The organism is Actinomadura sp. ATCC 39365 (genome assembly GCF_054392275.1).
Genome location: NZ_CP184335.1, coordinates 8,260,882 through 8,276,901, shown reverse-complemented (window position 1 = coordinate 8,276,901; position 16,020 = coordinate 8,260,882). Strand labels below are relative to the sequence as shown.

General features: G+C 69.2%; 15 protein-coding genes and 1 pseudogene. 8 read left to right on the top strand and 8 right to left on the bottom strand.

The window, feature by feature from the left end:
• Positions 1–13 precede the first annotated feature (13 nt).
• The gene (locus ACNF49_RS39920) at positions 14–2,710 is read left to right on the top strand and encodes a helix-turn-helix transcriptional regulator (RefSeq protein WP_482940946.1); all 2,697 of its coding nucleotides are present in this window, start codon (positions 14–16) and stop codon (positions 2,708–2,710) included.
• Between the two features lie 744 nt (positions 2,711–3,454).
• Here ACNF49_RS39920 and ACNF49_RS39915 read toward each other — a convergent pair.
• Together ACNF49_RS39915 and ACNF49_RS39910 are read right to left on the bottom strand one after the other, a co-directional pair.
• A complete protein-coding gene (locus tag ACNF49_RS39915) occupies positions 3,455–3,805 on the bottom strand; it encodes a hypothetical protein (RefSeq protein ID WP_357971469.1) in 351 nt (116 codons plus the stop codon).
• Positions 3,806–4,122: 317 nt separating this feature from the next.
• A pseudogene (locus ACNF49_RS39910) lies at positions 4,123–4,224 on the bottom strand (IS481 family transposase); the annotation flags it as partial.
• A gap of 289 nt (positions 4,225–4,513) precedes the next feature.
• Between ACNF49_RS39910 and ACNF49_RS39905 the strand changes: the two are divergent.
• Positions 4,514–5,512 carry a right-handed parallel beta-helix repeat-containing protein gene (locus tag ACNF49_RS39905; protein WP_482940945.1) on the top strand — a complete coding sequence of 333 codons (999 nt, stop codon included), beginning with the start codon at positions 4,514–4,516 and terminating at the stop codon, positions 5,510–5,512.
• Between the two features lie 313 nt (positions 5,513–5,825).
• Here the strand turns inward: ACNF49_RS39905 and ACNF49_RS39900 are convergent, their stop codons facing one another.
• Positions 5,826–6,326 carry a winged helix-turn-helix transcriptional regulator gene (locus ACNF49_RS39900; protein WP_357971467.1) on the bottom strand — a complete coding sequence of 167 codons (501 nt, stop codon included), beginning with the start codon at positions 6,324–6,326 and terminating at the stop codon, positions 5,826–5,828.
• Between the two features lie 168 nt (positions 6,327–6,494).
• On the opposite strand from ACNF49_RS39900, the gene ACNF49_RS39895 reads away from it, so the two are divergent.
• Positions 6,495–7,298 carry an SDR family NAD(P)-dependent oxidoreductase gene (locus ACNF49_RS39895; protein ID WP_357971466.1) on the top strand — a complete coding sequence of 268 codons (804 nt, stop codon included), beginning with the start codon at positions 6,495–6,497 and terminating at the stop codon, positions 7,296–7,298.
• A 568-nt stretch (positions 7,299–7,866) separates the two neighbouring features.
• Here the strand turns inward: ACNF49_RS39895 and ACNF49_RS39890 are convergent.
• Positions 7,867–8,436: a TetR/AcrR family transcriptional regulator gene (locus tag ACNF49_RS39890; RefSeq protein WP_482940944.1), complete on the bottom strand. Its 570-nt coding sequence runs from the start codon at positions 8,434–8,436 to the stop codon at positions 7,867–7,869.
• Positions 8,437–8,514: 78 nt separating this feature from the next.
• On the opposite strand from ACNF49_RS39890, the gene ACNF49_RS39885 reads away from it, so the two are divergent.
• The 3 genes from ACNF49_RS39885 (at position 8,515) to ACNF49_RS39875 (ending at position 10,206) form a co-directional block, all read left to right on the top strand.
• Positions 8,515–8,901, top strand: a complete 387-nt coding sequence (locus ACNF49_RS39885; RefSeq protein WP_482940943.1) for a nuclear transport factor 2 family protein — start codon at positions 8,515–8,517, stop codon at positions 8,899–8,901.
• A gap of 347 nt (positions 8,902–9,248) precedes the next feature.
• Positions 9,249–9,875, top strand: coding sequence for a LysE family translocator (locus ACNF49_RS39880; RefSeq protein WP_482940942.1), 627 nt, complete (start codon positions 9,249–9,251; stop codon positions 9,873–9,875).
• Positions 9,876–10,077: 202 nt separating this feature from the next.
• Positions 10,078–10,206: a hypothetical protein gene (locus ACNF49_RS39875; protein WP_482940941.1), complete on the top strand. Its 129-nt coding sequence runs from the start codon at positions 10,078–10,080 to the stop codon at positions 10,204–10,206.
• A gap of 23 nt (positions 10,207–10,229) precedes the next feature.
• On the opposite strand, the gene ACNF49_RS39870 is transcribed toward ACNF49_RS39875, so the two are convergent.
• Positions 10,230–10,532: a hypothetical protein gene (locus ACNF49_RS39870; protein WP_357971461.1), complete on the bottom strand. Its 303-nt coding sequence runs from the start codon at positions 10,530–10,532 to the stop codon at positions 10,230–10,232.
• Between the two features lie 86 nt (positions 10,533–10,618).
• Positions 10,619–10,903 carry a hypothetical protein gene (locus tag ACNF49_RS39865; RefSeq protein WP_482940940.1) on the bottom strand — a complete coding sequence of 95 codons (285 nt, stop codon included), beginning with the start codon at positions 10,901–10,903 and terminating at the stop codon, positions 10,619–10,621.
• A gap of 582 nt (positions 10,904–11,485) precedes the next feature.
• On the opposite strand from ACNF49_RS39865, the gene ACNF49_RS39860 reads away from it, so the two are divergent.
• Positions 11,486–12,382 (top strand): CPBP family intramembrane glutamic endopeptidase, encoded by an 897-nt coding sequence (locus ACNF49_RS39860; RefSeq protein WP_482940939.1) that lies wholly within the window; start codon positions 11,486–11,488, stop codon positions 12,380–12,382.
• A gap of 32 nt (positions 12,383–12,414) precedes the next feature.
• Here the strand turns inward: ACNF49_RS39860 and ACNF49_RS39855 are convergent, their stop codons facing one another.
• Together ACNF49_RS39855 and ACNF49_RS39850 are read right to left on the bottom strand one after the other, a co-directional pair.
• Positions 12,415–13,104 (bottom strand): response regulator, encoded by a 690-nt coding sequence (locus ACNF49_RS39855; protein ID WP_357971458.1) that lies wholly within the window; start codon positions 13,102–13,104, stop codon positions 12,415–12,417.
• The gene (locus ACNF49_RS39850) at positions 13,101–14,285 is read right to left on the bottom strand and encodes a sensor histidine kinase (protein WP_482940938.1); all 1,185 of its coding nucleotides are present in this window, start codon (positions 14,283–14,285) and stop codon (positions 13,101–13,103) included. The genes ACNF49_RS39855 and ACNF49_RS39850 overlap by 4 nt, the downstream gene beginning before the upstream one ends.
• A gap of 289 nt (positions 14,286–14,574) precedes the next feature.
• Here ACNF49_RS39850 and ACNF49_RS39845 point away from each other — a divergent pair, with 289 nt between their 5' ends.
• Complete coding sequence (locus ACNF49_RS39845; protein WP_482940937.1) at positions 14,575–16,017, top strand: hypothetical protein; 1,443 nt, start codon at positions 14,575–14,577, stop codon at positions 16,015–16,017.
• Positions 16,018–16,020: the final 3 nt, after the last annotated feature.

Here is a 16,020-nt window from a genome sequence, read left to right as displayed (position 1 = left end):
TAGGATTCGTCCCATGCTTCGGGGGCGGGAGCCTGATCAGCAGGCCATTGACGTGCTGCTCGACCAGGCGCGCGCCGGACGTTCCGGCGTTCTGGTGTTCAAGGGCGAGCCGGGGATCGGCAAGACCTCGCTCCTGTCCTACGCCGGGGAACGCGCGCACGACATGACCGTGTTGCGCGGTCTGGGTATCGAGACCGAGGCCGACCTGCCGTACGCCTCCCTCCACCTGCTCCTGCGCGGCCGGCTCGACTGCCTGGACGCGTTGCCCGAGCCCCAGGCGGTGGCGCTCGCGGGCGCGCTGGGGCTGGCGCCCACCAGGACCGACGACCGCTTTCACGTGGGCGTCGCCGTCTTGTCGCTGCTGGCGGAGCTGGCCGAGGACCGGCCGCTGCTGTGCCTGGTCGACGACGCCCACTGGCTGGACGAGGCTTCCGCGCGCGCGTTGTGCTTCGCCGCGCACCGCCTGCACGCGGAAGGAGTCGTGATCGTGTTCGGTGCGCGCGACGGCTTCGACCCGGCGGGCCTGCCGGAACGGCGACTGGGCGGCCTGGACGACCAGAGCGCCGCCCAGGTGCTCGCCGACGTAGCCCCGGAACTGGCCGGACCGGCGCGCCGGCGGATTCTCCAGGAGAGCGCTGGAAACCCGCTCGCCCTGCGCGAGCTGCCGCGCACCGCCGACGTGCCGGCCTATGACCACAGCCCGTTGCCATTGCCGGAACGGCTGCGCTTGGCCTATGCCGACCGCATCGGCCGGCTGCCGCGGCCCGCTCAGACCGCATTGCTGGTCACCGCCCTCGTCGACGACGGCGACCTGGACAGGATCACCAACGCCTGTGCCGGACTCGGCATCGAGCCCGCGGCTCTGGGAGCGGCCGAACTCGCCGGCCTGATCAGGATCGCCGGCCGGCAGGCGGCATTCCGACACCCGCTCATGCGCGCCGCGGCCTTCCAGCTCAGCACGTACGATCAGCGCCTGGAGGTACACGCGGTCCTGGCTCGCCTGCTGGTCGATGATCCGGACCGGCGTGCCTGGCATCTGGCGGCCGCCGCGACGGGCCTGGACGAGAGCGTGGCACGAGCCCTGGAGGAGACAGCTCACCGGGCCAGAGAGCGAGGCGCGAACGTCAGCGCCTGCGCCGCGTTCGAGCGGGCAGCCGAGCTGAGCGAGGATCCGGAACTCAAGGGACGGCGGCTGCTCGCAGCCGCCGTGGACGCCACCGAGGAGGGACAGCTGCACCGGGCCCAACAGCTCCTCGATGCCGCCACCGGCCTGGTGCCGGACGCGTCGGCCCGTGCCACCCTTCCCACGCTGCGGGCCAGGATCGCCTTCGGCCAGGGCGCACCGCGTCTCGCGCACGAACTGCTGCTCAACGGCGCCGCCGACGTGGCCGACGACGACCGTGCCGCCGCAGGACTGATGCTGGTCGAGGCGGCACGCAACGCGCACCGTCTCGGCGACGCGGACGGCATCGTGGCAGCCGCCACCCGGCTGAGCAGGCTGGACCTGCGCCCGCAGGACGATCTCGACCTGGCCCGACAGACCGCCCTCAGCACGGCGATGCTGCTGACCGACGGGCCCGCCACCGCGCTGCCCGTCATGCGGGAGCTGGTGGCCAACAGCAGCCGGATCACCCCGGGCATGCACTCGCGCCGCATCAACGCCGCCTACTTCGCGCTCCAGACCGGCGACTTCCAGACCGCGTGGGAGATCGCCCGCGCCGCCGCCGACGAATGCCGGACGGCCGGCGAGATCAGCAAGCTCGCGGTGCTCCACATCACGCTGGCCACCAGCGAGATCTTCCTCGGCAGATTCACCGACGCCATCGCCACCGCAAGCGAAGGGCTGCACCTGACCACTGAGACGGGACGGCACAGCCGGGCCGGTTGCATGCAGGGCATGCTCGCCTGGATCGCCGCCGCCCGCGGCGACGTCGGCCGATGCACCGAGCTGGCCGGCGGCTCCCTGGAGCAGTACGACGCCAACGGCATCGTCAACGGCCTGGCCTGGGCGCAGTGGGCTCAGGCTCTGCTCGACCTGGGGCAGGGCCGGCTCGCCGAGGCGCTGGACCGGCTCGATGCGGCAATGGCCGGTCCCGTACGCCATCAGTACCAGGCCGTCCACTTCGCCCCCGACCAGATCGAAGCCGCCGCCCACCTCGGCTTGCCGGCCTATGAGCCGCTGCGCCGCTATGAGGCCTGGGCGCAGGCCTCCGGTCTGGCGTGGGCGCAAGCCGTCCTGCACCGTTGCCGGGCTCTGCTGGAACCCGACAGCGACCGTGCGGAGAGTCTCTTCCACACTGCCGTACGGCTGCACTCCCACGGCGGGCGCCCCTGGGAGTCGGCACGCACCGCGCTCCTGTACGGCGAGCGCCTGCGCAGGGAACGAAACAAGAGAGCCGCCCGCGTCCAGCTCCGTGCCGCGCTCGAGATCTTCCAACGCCTCGACGCCCGTCCGTGGGCCGAACGCGCCCGAAACGAGCTCCGCGCCGCCGGCGACACCACTCTGGCCGTCGGTGCCGGCGACGGCCTGCCGGCCCTGTCACCCCAGGAACTGCAGATCGTGCGCCTGGCCGCGGCAGGGCGGACCAACAAGGAAATCGGCGCCCAGCTCTTCCTCAGCCCCAAGACCGTCAGCTATCACCTCTACCGAGCCTTTCCCAAGCTCAACGTGACCGGCAGAGCCCAACTCGCCGGGCTCGACCTGACCTGAGCGGGCTGCACGCAGAAATCAGCGGTAGCGCCCCCTTCTGCGTACTCGGTCTGTCTCGGCTCGCCACTCGATCCCCCCCGGTGATCAACGGGGTGGCGGCTCGCCGTAGGTACGGGAATTCCAGGCCGCGTGCGGGGAGCATGGCCTTCGTGGGCCCATACGAGCGTTCCGGTGCCCCCATCGTGGGTTCTCTCTGACCGGCCGGATGACCAGCTCACGCAGTTCGTCCGGGATCGGCGGACGCCCCGTTGCGTTCGGGTAGGTCCAGCGTGGACTCATACACCTGCCGGGCCTCACCTCCAACCCGACCAGCGCCTGGACCACCAGACCAGATGGCTGTGCCAGGCCAACGATGTGCCCGGCGTCATGATCCGATGGATGCCTGCATCGGTCACCGGCTCCGCGTACGGCCCGTGCGTGGCCTCGCGTAACCGCATCCCCAGCCCCGTGTACGGCGCCACGTCCCCACGCGTGCCGACTCCGATGATCAGAACCCGCATGCGCGCCTCCTGCCGTCCCCGTGGATGGCAGTGCCCGGCGTGGGGCCGGATTGGCCCTCGCAGCTCTCACCGCGCTGACCTGCTCAGGCGCCGTCTCAGGAACCGGAAGGCCGGACTTCGCCTCCGAAGCTCGATCATGTGGCTGAGGCTCCTCGTCCCAACCACATGATCCGAACCCTGAACAGCTCCTGGGTCTACACGGCCGAAGGCGGGACCTGGGCGATGTGCGGCTGGGATCCCGGGGTCACCACTTCTTCCACTCGTCTTTCTCGTAGCACTTGTGCAGCCACCATGTGAGCTTCGGCATGCCCGTCCAGCCCATGTAGGGCCCGTGCCCCAGCACGCATCGCGCCTTCCTGAGCCCCTCCGGGGTCCAGCCCCTGCCTCTGCTGCACTGGGGGATGAACTTCCTCACGATCGGCTTGTTGCACAACCACTTGATGTTGGGGGTCGGCGGCGTGCTCATGGCCCCGGCGGCGCTGGAAGTCGCCGCGGGGGTCAGGGTCTGGGTTGCCGCTTGCGCCGTCCCGCCCGCGAGCACCAGGGCGAACGTACCCGCCGCGACTGCGGTGCCGAACTTTGCGATGGCCTTCATGTCATCTCCTTCGCTTGCGAATCCGCTGTAGGAGTGAAGCTAGGCCGGGCCTTGTTGAGGTCGTGTTGAGGATCCGTGAAGCGGTCTCCCTCGCTCCGGGGTACTCAGGCGCCAGGCGCGACCATGGCCTACCGGCGTACGCCGCTTAGCGTGGGCGTCCGGGAGATTGTCTGGAACCCCATCCGCTACCCAGACAAATCGGCGACACCGAGCCCCCACCCGCCGGGTGGTGCTCAGAGCCCGTTCGTCCCGCCGGTCTCACGATCGTCATCCAGTTTCGGCCTGAGCAGGAACACGAAGGTCAGTGCCTCTCGTCGTCCAGGGCGGTGGTGGTGTGCGGTCTGCCGGTCGGTGATGTGGTGTCCGCCGCCGTCGGGGATGGCGCCGAATTTCTTGACGTCGACGTGCACCAGGTCGCCGTTGTACGGGGGCGATGCGGGCAGCTGCCGTCAGGTGTGTCCTGTTGCGGCCACATCGGTAATGACCGCGCCATTCCAGCGAAAGGAGGGCGCAGGCATTTCGTCGATCGGCGATGGAGGGCACATGCGCGGTGAACGGTTCTTCCGCACGGGTCACCGACCCAGGCGTTCCACGACGACGCGGTGGCTCGTTCGAGCCGGCTGCTCCGTCCTGCTGCTGACCGCGACCGTCGGCCCTGGCCGGGCCTCCGCCGCTTCCGCAGACGCCCCCGTCACCTGCGGGAGCGTCGTGACGGCGAGCGTCACTCTGACCGGGGATCTGACGTGCCCCGGTGACGCGCTGATCGTCGGCGCCGACAACGTGACCATCGACCTGGCCGGGCACACCCTCCGGGGAGCGGGGACCGGCACAGGCGTTCAGGTCGGCTCCCAGGGGGCCGCCTGGACCGGAACCGTCATACGCGACGGCCGGATCGAAGGGTTCGCCACCAGCGTCGGCGACGACGCCCTCACACCCCACATCACTGTCGGCCTTCGCGACATGACGATCGCCGGAGGTCCCGTGAAGCTGCGCGGCGGCGCCTGGCCCGAGCTCTCCATCAGCGGTTCCTCCCTCCGCCGATGCGAAGTGGACGCCGTTGACGCCCGCCAGGTCCGCCTGACCATCGACGGCTGTACTCTGCACCGCGTCTCGGCCCGCAGCACCTACACGACGCTCACGTCGAGCAGAGTGATCTCGGGCGGCCTGTCCTTCAACGAGAACAACGCCGGCCTCGTCACCGGCAACGTCTTCGACAACGCCCCGATCAGCGCGGACAACAACAGCTGGAACGTCGTGCTGCGCGACAACGTCTTCAAGAACGCCGACATCGCGGTACGGGCCGGCTGGGCGCCGGGCACGCTCGTCGAGGACAACACGTTCAAGAACAACTCCATCGGCGTGTACGGCGATCGGTCGGACGCCACCATCGCCCGCAACCGGTTCATCGGCAACCGCACCGCCGGCATCTACGTCAGGAATTCCACCTCCTCCACGTCGTCGTTCATCGACAACGTGTTCAAGGGAAACGGCCGCGATCCCAGCGGGCTCACCGACGAGGCAGGCCATCCCGTACGAGGCGCCATCCACATCGGTCGGGGAAGCTCCCCGATCACCCTGACGGGGAACGTGGGCAAGCACAACGCGGGCTACTTCGTCTGGATCACGCCGCCCGCAGGAGTGATCGACGGCGGCGGCAACCGGGGCCGTCCCTGCGGTCCCCAACCACTCCCGCTGATCTGCCACTAATGGGAGCTACTGAGGATGCTCTTGGGGCAGACTCGGTGCCTGGTAGCTGTATTGACCACGAGCGTTGTTGACAGCCAAGGGTTCTCTCAATGGAGAGGCCTCCGCTGCGGTGCAGTTGGCGAATCTGCACCGGACGGGGGCCTCGTGTCAGACTGCACGCCCCGGAACTGGAAGCGCAGGTGTGCCGGCTGCGCACCGGCCGCAAGCTCGGCCCGGCCCGCATCGCGTCCTGGCGGCGAGGGGCGGGGTGTGGCCGTCGCAGGGCGCGGGATCCCGCCTGGCGGGCTGAGCCCTCATCTCTGAGAGCGGAGTGTTATCGCAGGTCGGCGGCCTCCGGGCGATTCTTCCGCGCGATCATGAGGGCCTCGGGGAAGCCGGGGCCGTGGACGACGTGGATCTGTGCGAGGTCGGTGACCTCCCCGCAGGTGTCGCAGGTGGTCTGCTCGGTGATCGCCCCATCGCAACCGGTGTGCCGGTACAGAATGGGCGGGCCGCCGGGCGCCGCCCATCGATCGCCCCACTGCGTCAGCGCGATGATCACGGGTGCCAGGTCGAGTCCCTTCCGGGTCGCGGCGTAGCGGCTCCGGTCGGGGTGTTCCTCGCTCGACCGGCGTTCGAGGACGCCCGCGTCGACCAGGCTGTCCAAGCGTTTGGCCAGGATGTTGGTCGCGATGCCCAGGCGCTGGAAGTCGGCGAACCGGGTCGCCCCGGCGAACAACACGTCGCGCACGATCAGCAGGCTCCATCGCTCGCCGATGACCTCCAGTGCCCTGGCGGCCGAGCACACCTGCGTGTCGTAGGTCTTGCCCAGCATGGCGACCCCACCTCTCCGAGGAGCACTTGCGTCATGCAAGGCTACCCCACTAGCCTCGCTTGCATCACGCAAGTGAGCTCTCGTGTGCCGGACGGCGGCCCGGCCGCGACCGGGGAGCCTGCCTGTCCGTCCGGAAGAACAATCATGTGGAGGTCACCGATGAGCGGATTGCTGCTCAAGGACAAGAACGCTGTGATCTACGGAGGCGGCGGCGCCATCGGCGGCGCCATCGCACGGGTCTTCGCCCGGGAGGGCGCGAGGGTCTTCATCGCCGGACGGACACCGGCGAAGCTCGACGCCGTGGCGCGTGACATCGCCGCCGCGGGCGGAAAGGTGGAGACCGCCCAGGTCGACGTGCTCGACCAGGAGGCGGTCGAGAAGCACGCCGACGCGGTCGCGGCGGCGGCCGGCGGCCTCGACATCGCCGTCAACGCCGTGAGTGTCCAGCACGACCAGGGGACTTCGCTGGCGGATCTGTCGCTGGAGGAGTTCATGCGGCCGATCGACGGCTTCTTGCGGACGCTGTTCATCACCAGCAAGGCTGTGGCCCGGCACATGGGTGGTGAGCGTCCCGGTGTGATCCTGACGCTGTCGGAGCCGGGTGCCAAGCTGGCCGTGGGCGGCATCCTGGGGCACGCCGTGAGTGCGGCCGGCAAGGAGGCGTTCTCCCGGGTTCTGGCCGCGGAGCTGGCGCCCGGGAACGTCCGGGTCATCGGCATCCGTCCCCACGCTGTCGTCGACGCGCCGGCAGCCGGTTCCTACACCAAGGAGCTCTTCGAGCAGACCGCGGCAGCGGCCGGGCAGTCGGTCCAGGAGATGCTCGAAGGCGGGGCGATGGCGCAGGGGACGCTGCTCAAGAGGCTTCCGACGCTCTCCGAGATCGCGGAGACGGCCGCGTTCCTGGCTTCGGATCGAGCGGGGGCCATGACCGGGACGATCGCCAATCTGACCGGCGGCGCGATCGTCGACTGAGCTCAGGCTCGCCGGATCGTCGAGTGGAAGGCCACCTGGCGACGCAACTCGCCGGCGGCACGGATATGGCGCTGCCCGGCGCGTCGTGCGGTGCCGTGCCAGTCGGCGATGTCCTGCGTTGGACGCGACGTGGCTGTCGCGGAGCCTGAGATGACCGGCTCGCGCGGGTTGTCGGAGTGCGGGGATCGGCCCACGCGGGACGCGCAGCGCGGCCGGGGCTTCAGGCCGCGCGGGAGCCGGTCCCGGAATGTCACCGATCCCGGTGCCGGCACGCCGATCGGGAGCAGCCGCTCCTTGAAGGGACGGGGCCGCATCAACGGGGCCGTCGCCAAGGTCGCCCCCAGGAAGTAGGTGGCCCTCGAGCTGCCGGCGAAATTACGCGGATCGGTGATCGAGCCGCCATCCTGAGGAGCGCCACTCCAGGCGGTGCCGGTGGCGCGCGTTCACCAGCGGTCTGCTGACCAATCTGCTGAACCCGGAGGCGGTCACCTTCACCATCGCCTTCCTCCCGCAGTTCATCGATCCGCAGCCTCGCGATGACCTTGCGTGCGGACGGCGAGCGCGCCGATCAAGGATTGGTGTGCTCGCCCGCCAGGCTTTCGAAGCAGGGACGCAGGAGCTCGATGATGTCGTCGGCGGAGGCGTCGGCGAGCGCGCTCAGCTTGAGAAGGTGACGGTCGATGACCACGCCGGTGATGATGGCCGTGATCAGGGCCGCCCGCAGGTGCGCGTTCCGGTGCGGGATGGCCTCGCCGACCTGGGACAGCCAGGCACGCCCGCTGTCGCGGAAGTCGTCACTGGCGCCGGCGTGGGTGAGTACGGAACGCAACAGCGCCAGCGACGCCGCCGGTTCGTCGTCGAGGCGTCTGCGCAGCATCGACAGCAGCGCCTCGGCGGGCTCACCGGGCGGCAGTTCGTGGGTTTCGACCTGGACGGCCTGCGTGAAGAGCTGTTCCTTGGAGCCGAAGTAGTGCATCACCAGGCCGGCGTTGACCCCGGCCGCGGCGGCGACGGCGCGAATGGTGGTGTGTTCGTAACCCAGTTCGGCGAAGGCATGCCGGGCCGCGGCGAGGATGCGCTGCTGCGTGTCGAGGCGCTGCTGCGCCCGCGTACGGCTGGGCTTGGACGACTCACTCACCGGCTCATTATACGGGCGTTGACCCAATCGCCTCTTTCGCTATACGCTCGTTCAATGAACATGCGTACAACGAAAGTCGTGACGGACATCCTCCAGGCGGGCAGGTCGGGAGACCATGAACGATTCCTCGACCTCATGGCTCCCGACGCCGTGATCGAGTGGCCGTACCGGCTGGAAGGCATGCCGGCCAAGCTGCGCGGCCGGGCGGAGATCGCCGCGTTCGTCTCCGCGAAGGGCTCGCTGATCAGCTTCGACGAATATGTCGACCTGGTAATGCACGAGACCGTCGACCCCGAGGTGGTCATCGTCGAATACACCGCGCACGGCACGGTCACTGGCACAGGAGCGCCGTTCACCCAGCGGGTCATCGCCGTGTTCCGGGTCCGCCACGGGCAGGTGGTGTCCTACCGGGACTACATCAACCTGCTCCCGCTCATGAAGGTGCTGGAGTCCCATGACGCGTGAACCGCGCCGAGGTTCGGCGCCGGATGGTCGCTGTCGTTCTCGCTGATCACGCCGACAAGAGCGGGCTCCTGGTAGCCGAGGCATTGTCTGCACTACTCGGCGACCAGGAGCCCGTGGTGTCCGTTGCACGCCCGCGTTCGTCAGGCCCCCGTCACGAGGACCCCGGTACCAAGACCTTCACAGCGCAGCCGCACGCAATGGTGCCGTTCATCTGGGGATTTCGGAGGAATGAGCCTGCCGCACAGACAGCAGGTGATTTGGAACTTCGGGCGCGCCGTCAAGGTCTCCCATGTTTCCTGAACGGTTTGGTCCCTAAGTGCGCCTCGATGAATGGAAAAATAGTTCAAATGCCGATTGATTCGCACCTGCTCGCCGTGTTCACGGCGACCACCATCGTTGCTCTGATCACCCCTGGCCCCGACATGCTGTTCGTCATGGGATGCGGCATGCGGGGCGGCGCCCGAGCCGGGCTGCTCGCCACGCTCGGCGTGATCACGGGTGACGCGTTGTACATCGCCGCAGCCGCAGCCGGCCTCTCCATGTTGTTGACGGCGTTTCCCGTCGTGTTCACGGTGTTGCGGCTCGCCGGCGCCGCGTACCTGATCTACCTCGGCGTGCAGATGTTCCGCAACCTCAGGAAGGGGCAAGCCGCCGATTCGGCCGCCGGGATGAGCGGCAGGCGAGCCTTCCTCAACGGCGTGGTGTCCTCTGCGGCCAACCCGCAGACGTTCGCGTTCATGGTCGCTTTCCTGCCCCAGTTCATCAATCCCGGGGCAGGGCCTGTCTGGCTGCAGTTCACCATCCTGGGCGCGGTGCTGATCATCTTGGAGTTCCTGGCCGACGCGACGGTCGGCGTGCTGGCAGGGCGGATCGGTGGCTGGCTGCGCGGTCGGCAGGCGGTGCGCCGCCGGCTCGACGCCGCGACCGGGACCATGTTCATCGGCCTGGGCATCACTCTCGCGGCCCAACGCTAGGGTTCGAGACCCTCGCTCCGCCTCGTCGACCAGATCGAACGCGTACTGGAGATCAACCAGCTGAGCACCATGACCGAGGAGGCCGTCGAAGCCGCTTTCACTGGGGCGATCGGACTCGCCTCGCTCCTGACGGAGGCCCGGTAGAACAACACCTGAAGCTCCTGGTTGCGGCGGCGGTCGCCTGGCCCGGGGCGGCTCACTGGTGGTCCTCACCCTCTTCGCCCGCGTCGTCGAAGCCGCCGGAGACGCCACCGCCGCCGCCATATGGACCGGCGCCGTCCTCGCCACCCTCGTCCACGAGCGGGCCCACCTCCAGCCGGCGCAGGGCTGACCCCGTTCAATGGGCTTTCGGTGTCAGGCTGGCGGCACGTGGGCGCACTGCGACGCGACCACGGTGCCGTTGACATAGCCAGCCGTCGGGCACAGGAACGTCTCGGGAGGCGAGGGCACTCCGGACCGGAGCGTGATGTAGGCCGGTTCCGTGCCCGACGCCGATCTCGTGCAGGGGCCGGCGAGGATGTCGATTCCTCCGCGGTAGGGGTTGAGCGACCAGAAGCCCTGGGCGCAGTCGTACACACGCTCCTGGGCGGCGGCCGGCGTCGCGGGCAGGAGCGCTGCCGCGACGAGGGCGAGGACGAGCGTTCGGACGGGGCGCATAATGTTTCCCTTCGGAGTCTTGAGGGTGGGCGGACGAAGCTGCCCAGGGCCCACGCCCGAGGAGCCGTTGGCGTGCGGCGGGGGCTTCACCCGGGTTCCTTCCTGCAGCCGTCGGCGCCGAGGAAGCCGTTCCAGGAGAAAGCGGTGGCGCAGCGGTGGGTTCCGGCGGCCGAGCCGGACCGTACCGTGATCACGACGTCGGCGTATCCGGTGCCGTCGCACGGGTTGCCGGAGAGGTGGTAGCCGTACTGACCAGGGGTGATGCTGCCGAAGAAGCACTCGTAGGAGCCTTCGGCGTGGGCGGCGGGGGGCGCCAGGAGGGGCGCCGCGAGCACTGCGGCGGCGATGACAGAACATTTGAGCGGACGCACGATGCTCCCTTCACGGAGACGGTTCCGTTCAAGAAACTAGGCAGCCCGGTCAGGGGTTGCCCAGAGGCATCTGTCACCGGTTCGTGTGTGCTTCTCCCAGGTCCGCTCATGTAGTTCAGCGAAGCGGTCAGGGGCGTGCCGCCGTCAGGCGTGCTGTACATCAGCCCGGCGTGCCCCGCGATGCCGCCGGCCGATAATTCCGTCCGCGCAGGTCAAGCGGCAGGAAGCGGCCTGTGGCGCGGATTCCCATGGGGATCAGGCCGCCGATGGCGTCCGTGGCGGGCTGTGCCGTTCTCAACCATGCGGGGCGGCCGGGGTTGCTGGAGTTCCCGGCGCGGGACGCCGTACTCCGTCGGCGCGTGATCAAGCAGCTCCGGCCCGGACGATGTTCAGCGGCCTGCATCCGGTCGCTGCCGGTGTGCGGGCCGGCGACGCGTGGGGACAGAAACCGGGACGGTTCCTGGTCCCTCTTGAGAGCTACCGCTGTGTCCGTTCCAGGGGGATGGCATGCCTGGCTCCGATCCCTAACCTCTCTTAAGCCGCGGAAGACACCGCGGCCACTTGATCGAAAGGATCGCGATCGTGGCGTCCCCGGAGCATCTGAGAACCAGCCCTTCGCACACCGGTTCGGCCACGGGCCGTGGCCGGTTGCGCAGGTTCCGGTTCCCCGTCCTGCTGGTCGCGTTGTTCGGTGTGATGTCGGTGATGACCGGGATCAACCAACTCGTCTCGCCCATACCCATCCTCGCCCTGCCGGTGGGGGTCGGCCTGGCCGTCCTCGCCGTCACCTGCTACCGCTGGTTGTGCCGGGCCGTCGAGCTCCGTCCGGACATCCCCGAACTCGGGAAGACGGGGCGATGGTCCCAGCTGTGGCGCGGGATGTTGCTCGGGTCGGGCCTGTTCATCGGGTTGATGGTGCTGATCGCGGCGTTCGGTGGCTGGCAGGAGCTGTCCTGGGGGTCCTTCGGCGGCTTCCTCGGCGCCGCGGGGTTGATGGCGAGCGTCGCCGTGGCCGAAGAACTGCTGTTTCGCGGGGTGGTGTTCCGCATCATGGAGGAACGTACCGGCACGGTGATCGCCCTGGTCGTATCCATGCTGCTGTTCGGCGCGATGCACCTGGTCAACGGCAACGCCACCCTGTGGGGCGCGTTCGCGATCGCCTTGACGGGCGGAGCCATGCTGGCCGCCGCCTACGTCGCCACCCGCTCGCTGTGGCTGCCCATCGGCCTGCACTTCGCCTGGAACTTCGCCCAAGCCGGGATCTTCGGTGTCACGGTCTCCGGATCGGCCGTGCCGCCCGAGGGCCTGCTGAACGTCACGCTGTCCGGCCCGACCGCACTGACCGGCGGCGTCTTCGGCCCAGAGGCCAGCCTTTTCGCGCTGCTGGTCTGCATGGTGCCCACGATTCTCCTGCTGCGGCGGGCCGCCCGCGCCGGCCGGATCCAGCCTCGGCCGCACCGCGCCAATCTCTCCGCCTGACCGCAAGGAGACCGGTCGGCGCGGGCGCCGCGTCAACCCTGATCGGCGGACACCAGTCCCACCCGGTAGGCGAGCACCACCGCCTGGACACGGTCGCGCAGGTCGAGTTTCGTCAGGATCCGCGACACGTACGTCTTGACGGTCTCGGTGCTGATGGACAGTCGTGTGGCGATCTCCGCGTTGGACAGGCCCTCGGCGAGCTGTTCGAGCACTTCCAGCTCCCGCTGGGTCAGTGCCCGCACGACCTGCTGCAGGGCCGGCCGGGCGGAGTCGGTGGGGCGCAGGCGCTCGGCGAAGTGGCCGATGAGGGCACGGGTGACGGCGGGCGCGAGCAGCGAGTCGCCACGCGCGACGGTGCGTACGCCGTCCACGAGTTCCTTCGGCCGCGCGTCCTTGAGCAGGAAGCCGCTGGCGCCCGCCCTGAGTGCTTCGTAGGCGTACTCGTCGACGTTGAACGTGGTCACCACCAGCACCTTCACCGGAGCGGCGACGCCTGGCCCGGCCAGTCGCCTGGTGACCTCGATGCCGTCCAGGACAGGCATCCGGATGTCCATCACGACGACGTCCGGCAGCAGCCGCCGGGCGGCCTCGAGCGCCGCGCGGCCGTCCGCGGCATCCCCGACGACCTCCATGTCGGGCTGGGCGGAGAAGATCGTGGTGTAGCCGGTACGCACCAGCTCATGGTCCTCACAGATGAGCACCCGGATCGGCGTACTGGTCATGCGGTGCTCCTGAAGGGGATGAGAGCCCGGACGCTGAACCCGCCCCCGGGCCGGGCGCCGGCGGACAGCTCACCGTTCAGCATCTGGATGCGCCGGCGCAGCCCGTCCAGCCCTCGTCCCCCGGACGGCACGACGGGACCTTCCACCGGAGCGGACCCGTCGGTGGTCACCTCGATGTCGATGTGGCCGGCGCGGTGGTGGACCGTGACCCTGGTGGGCCGGCCCGTCGCGTGCTTGATGGCATTCGTGAGGGCTTCCTGAACCACCCGATACGCGGCCAGCTCGACGTCGACGGGCTGAGGCAGGCGCTCGCCGTGCTCGGTCAGCTCGACGGGCTGGCCGGAGACGCGGGCCTGGTCGACCAGGTCGGCAATACTGTCGAGGCCCGGCGTACGGTGCATGAGCGCGTCGTCGCCGGTCGCCTCCAGCACGCCGAGCAGATGCCGAAGCTCCGTCAGCGCCCGCCGGCCGGTGTCGCTGATGGCGGCCAGCCCTTGCCCTGCGCGTTCCGGTGCGGTGCCGACCAGGAACTGTGCAGCGTCGGCCTGCACCACGATGGCGGTCACGTGATGGGTGACCACGTCGTGCAGCTCACGGGCGATGCGGGCGCGTTCGTCGGCGCCGGCCGCCAGCGCGCCGAGCCGCCGCCGTTCGGCCTCTTCGGTCCGCCACCGGCGCATCCCGGCACCGGCCGTCCAGATCACCGCCAGAACCAGGTAGAAAGCGAGGAAGTCCGAGATCCGGTTGGCAGATCCCCACCAGCTCAGAACGACCGCCAGCGCGGCGTAGCCGGCGCTCACCGCCGCCGCGAGCGTGCGTCGGTGCCTGGGCTGTTGGGCTCCGGCCGTGAACAGGGCCAGGTAGAAGCCGATGCTGGCGAACGTCGGCGGATAGCAGAGCGCCTGATGAACGGCGAAGGCGGCGCCGACGACGGCCAGGCATGCCGCCGGGTGACGGCTGCGGAGCGCCAGCGGCGCCGACTGCGCCACGGTCAGCGCCACCGCCAAGGCATCGGCAGGGCGCCGTGGCAGGTCGCCGATCTGCGCTCCGATGACGGACAGGGTCGGAACGAATGCCAGCGCGGTGAGCGTCGCCGCGAGCGCGCCGTCCTTGAGCGAGGACGGCCGGGCTCTCCACCAGGCCGGCCATGAGCGGACGGCCAGGGGAACGCGCGCGAACACCGGTGTAGTCTAACGGCCCTCTGCCCGCACCTGGGGCACTCAGGGACCTGGTCGACGGCGACGCCGACGACGATCGCCCCGCGGGCTTGGCAGCGGCGGACGCGTCCGCCGCCGCCTGAAATTTCCGGAAAACTCAGTGGATTTATAGTTGAGATTCCGGGGGCGGGTAAAAAGCGGGTGGTGAGCATTTGACCCGCCCGCCCGGGAATGGCGTACGACGCCGCCGACACATCACGAAGTACTGTGACCGCCAGGGCTCGCCACGGCCGATGGGCGGGAAGGTGCCATCGTGATCCGCATCCTTTATTGGAACCTCTGCAATTTCTCCCTGCCCAAGATCTCCGACCCGACGACCGTCACCACGACGAACGAGTCCGCCGCCCGGCAGAGCTATATCGTCACCAAAGTCATGCGCGGCCCCACCGGCGGCCCCATCCCCGACCTCATCGTCGTCGTCGAGGTCTTTTCGCGTATCACCGACGTCGACGCCGAAGGCATCGCGCTGAATCCGAGCAGCAACGCGGGAAAGGCCGTCCTGCGGTTGCTGGGCCAGATCCGCGCGGACGCCACCCTCGGCAACGCGACCGACTGGTGCCTCGTCCCGCCGATCAACATCGGCGGGCTCGGCCAGCAGGAGGCCGTGGCCGTCCTCTACAACGCCAACAGGCTCCAGTTCACCGGCCCGAACCTCTTCTACGAGCTCTACGGCCCGCCGGGCACCGTCGTCGGGCAGAGCCAGCCGGTCACCCTCGCGACCTCACAGAAGCTGACCCCCTACCCCGCTCCCTGGCTCGCCAGGATGGCGGCCCTGGGACGGACGACCACGTTCCCGGGGGTCCCTCAGCCGATCGCCGAGAACCAGCTGGCCGGCGAATGGCAGTACTACACCGCCGGCACCGTCCGGCCGATCCCCTCGCCGGCGCCGCCCCCGATGCCGCCCAACCGCCTGCAGTTCCCCAATGACGGCTGCCGGGCGCCGTTCTACACCCGCTTCCTCGACGTGGCCGGCAATCGCAGCATCAACCTCTTCGCCGTCCACACCTCCCCGGACACGGCGCGGGCCGGGGTCAAGCGGATGGCGCTCGTCCCCGAGATCGCCGCCGTCAACGCGGGCGAGGTCAACGTCCTGCTCGGCGACTTCAACGTGGACACGTTCGAGCCCGCCGCCGACGCCTTCACGGCCCTTCTCACCGGCTCGGGCGGCATCTACACGCTGGAACTCGACGCGCGGGTGGCGCACGCGGGCAACCCCGTCCCGAGCCGCAAACCGTACTGCATGACGCACCTGCTCCCGGCCAACGTGGCGATGCCGTACAACGACTCGGGGGTGGCGGCGGATCCGCAGCACAATGTCTATCCGCGCTTCGGTTACATGGGCAGCTCGTGGTCGGGGATCAGCGACACCGGCGCCATCGACAACATCCTGACGGCTTATGGCGGCGCGGGCGCCGCCGCCAACCTGACCGTCGTCAACACCTACACCGGAACGCCGTACAACCTGTTTCCACCGGCGCCGCAGGGGGTCACGGCGGAACTGACGGGAGGGCTGCCCTTTCCCAGCCACTTTCCCTCCAAAGTGCTCACCAAATGTCCACCGGCACTCCTGGGAACCGGCGGAATTCAGCCGAACACCGGTGGCGCCGCATTCCTGGAGCAGATCTTCCAAAGCTGGGACTACGCCGGTCTGCCGTTCAGCACCAGTGACCACCTGCCGCTGATGATCGACATTTAGGGG

Excerpts from the sequence above, each read along its gene's own strand:
- ACNF49_RS39915 (WP_357971469.1), bottom strand. The coding sequence starts at position 3,805 with ATGAAGGCCATCGCAAAGTTCGGCACCGCAGTCGCGGCGGGTACGTTC.
- ACNF49_RS39900 (WP_357971467.1), bottom strand. The coding sequence starts at position 6,326 with ATGCTGGGCAAGACCTACGACACGCAGGTGTGCTCGGCCGCCAGGGCA.
- ACNF49_RS39870 (WP_357971461.1), bottom strand. The coding sequence starts at position 10,532 with ATGCGCCCCGTCCGAACGCTCGTCCTCGCCCTCGTCGCGGCAGCGCTC.
- ACNF49_RS39855 (WP_357971458.1), bottom strand. The coding sequence starts at position 13,104 with ATGACCAGTACGCCGATCCGGGTGCTCATCTGTGAGGACCATGAGCTG.
- ACNF49_RS39920 (WP_482940946.1), top strand. The coding sequence starts at position 14 with ATGCTTCGGGGGCGGGAGCCTGATCAGCAGGCCATTGACGTGCTGCTC.
- ACNF49_RS39880 (WP_482940942.1), top strand. The coding sequence starts at position 9,249 with ATGCCGATTGATTCGCACCTGCTCGCCGTGTTCACGGCGACCACCATC.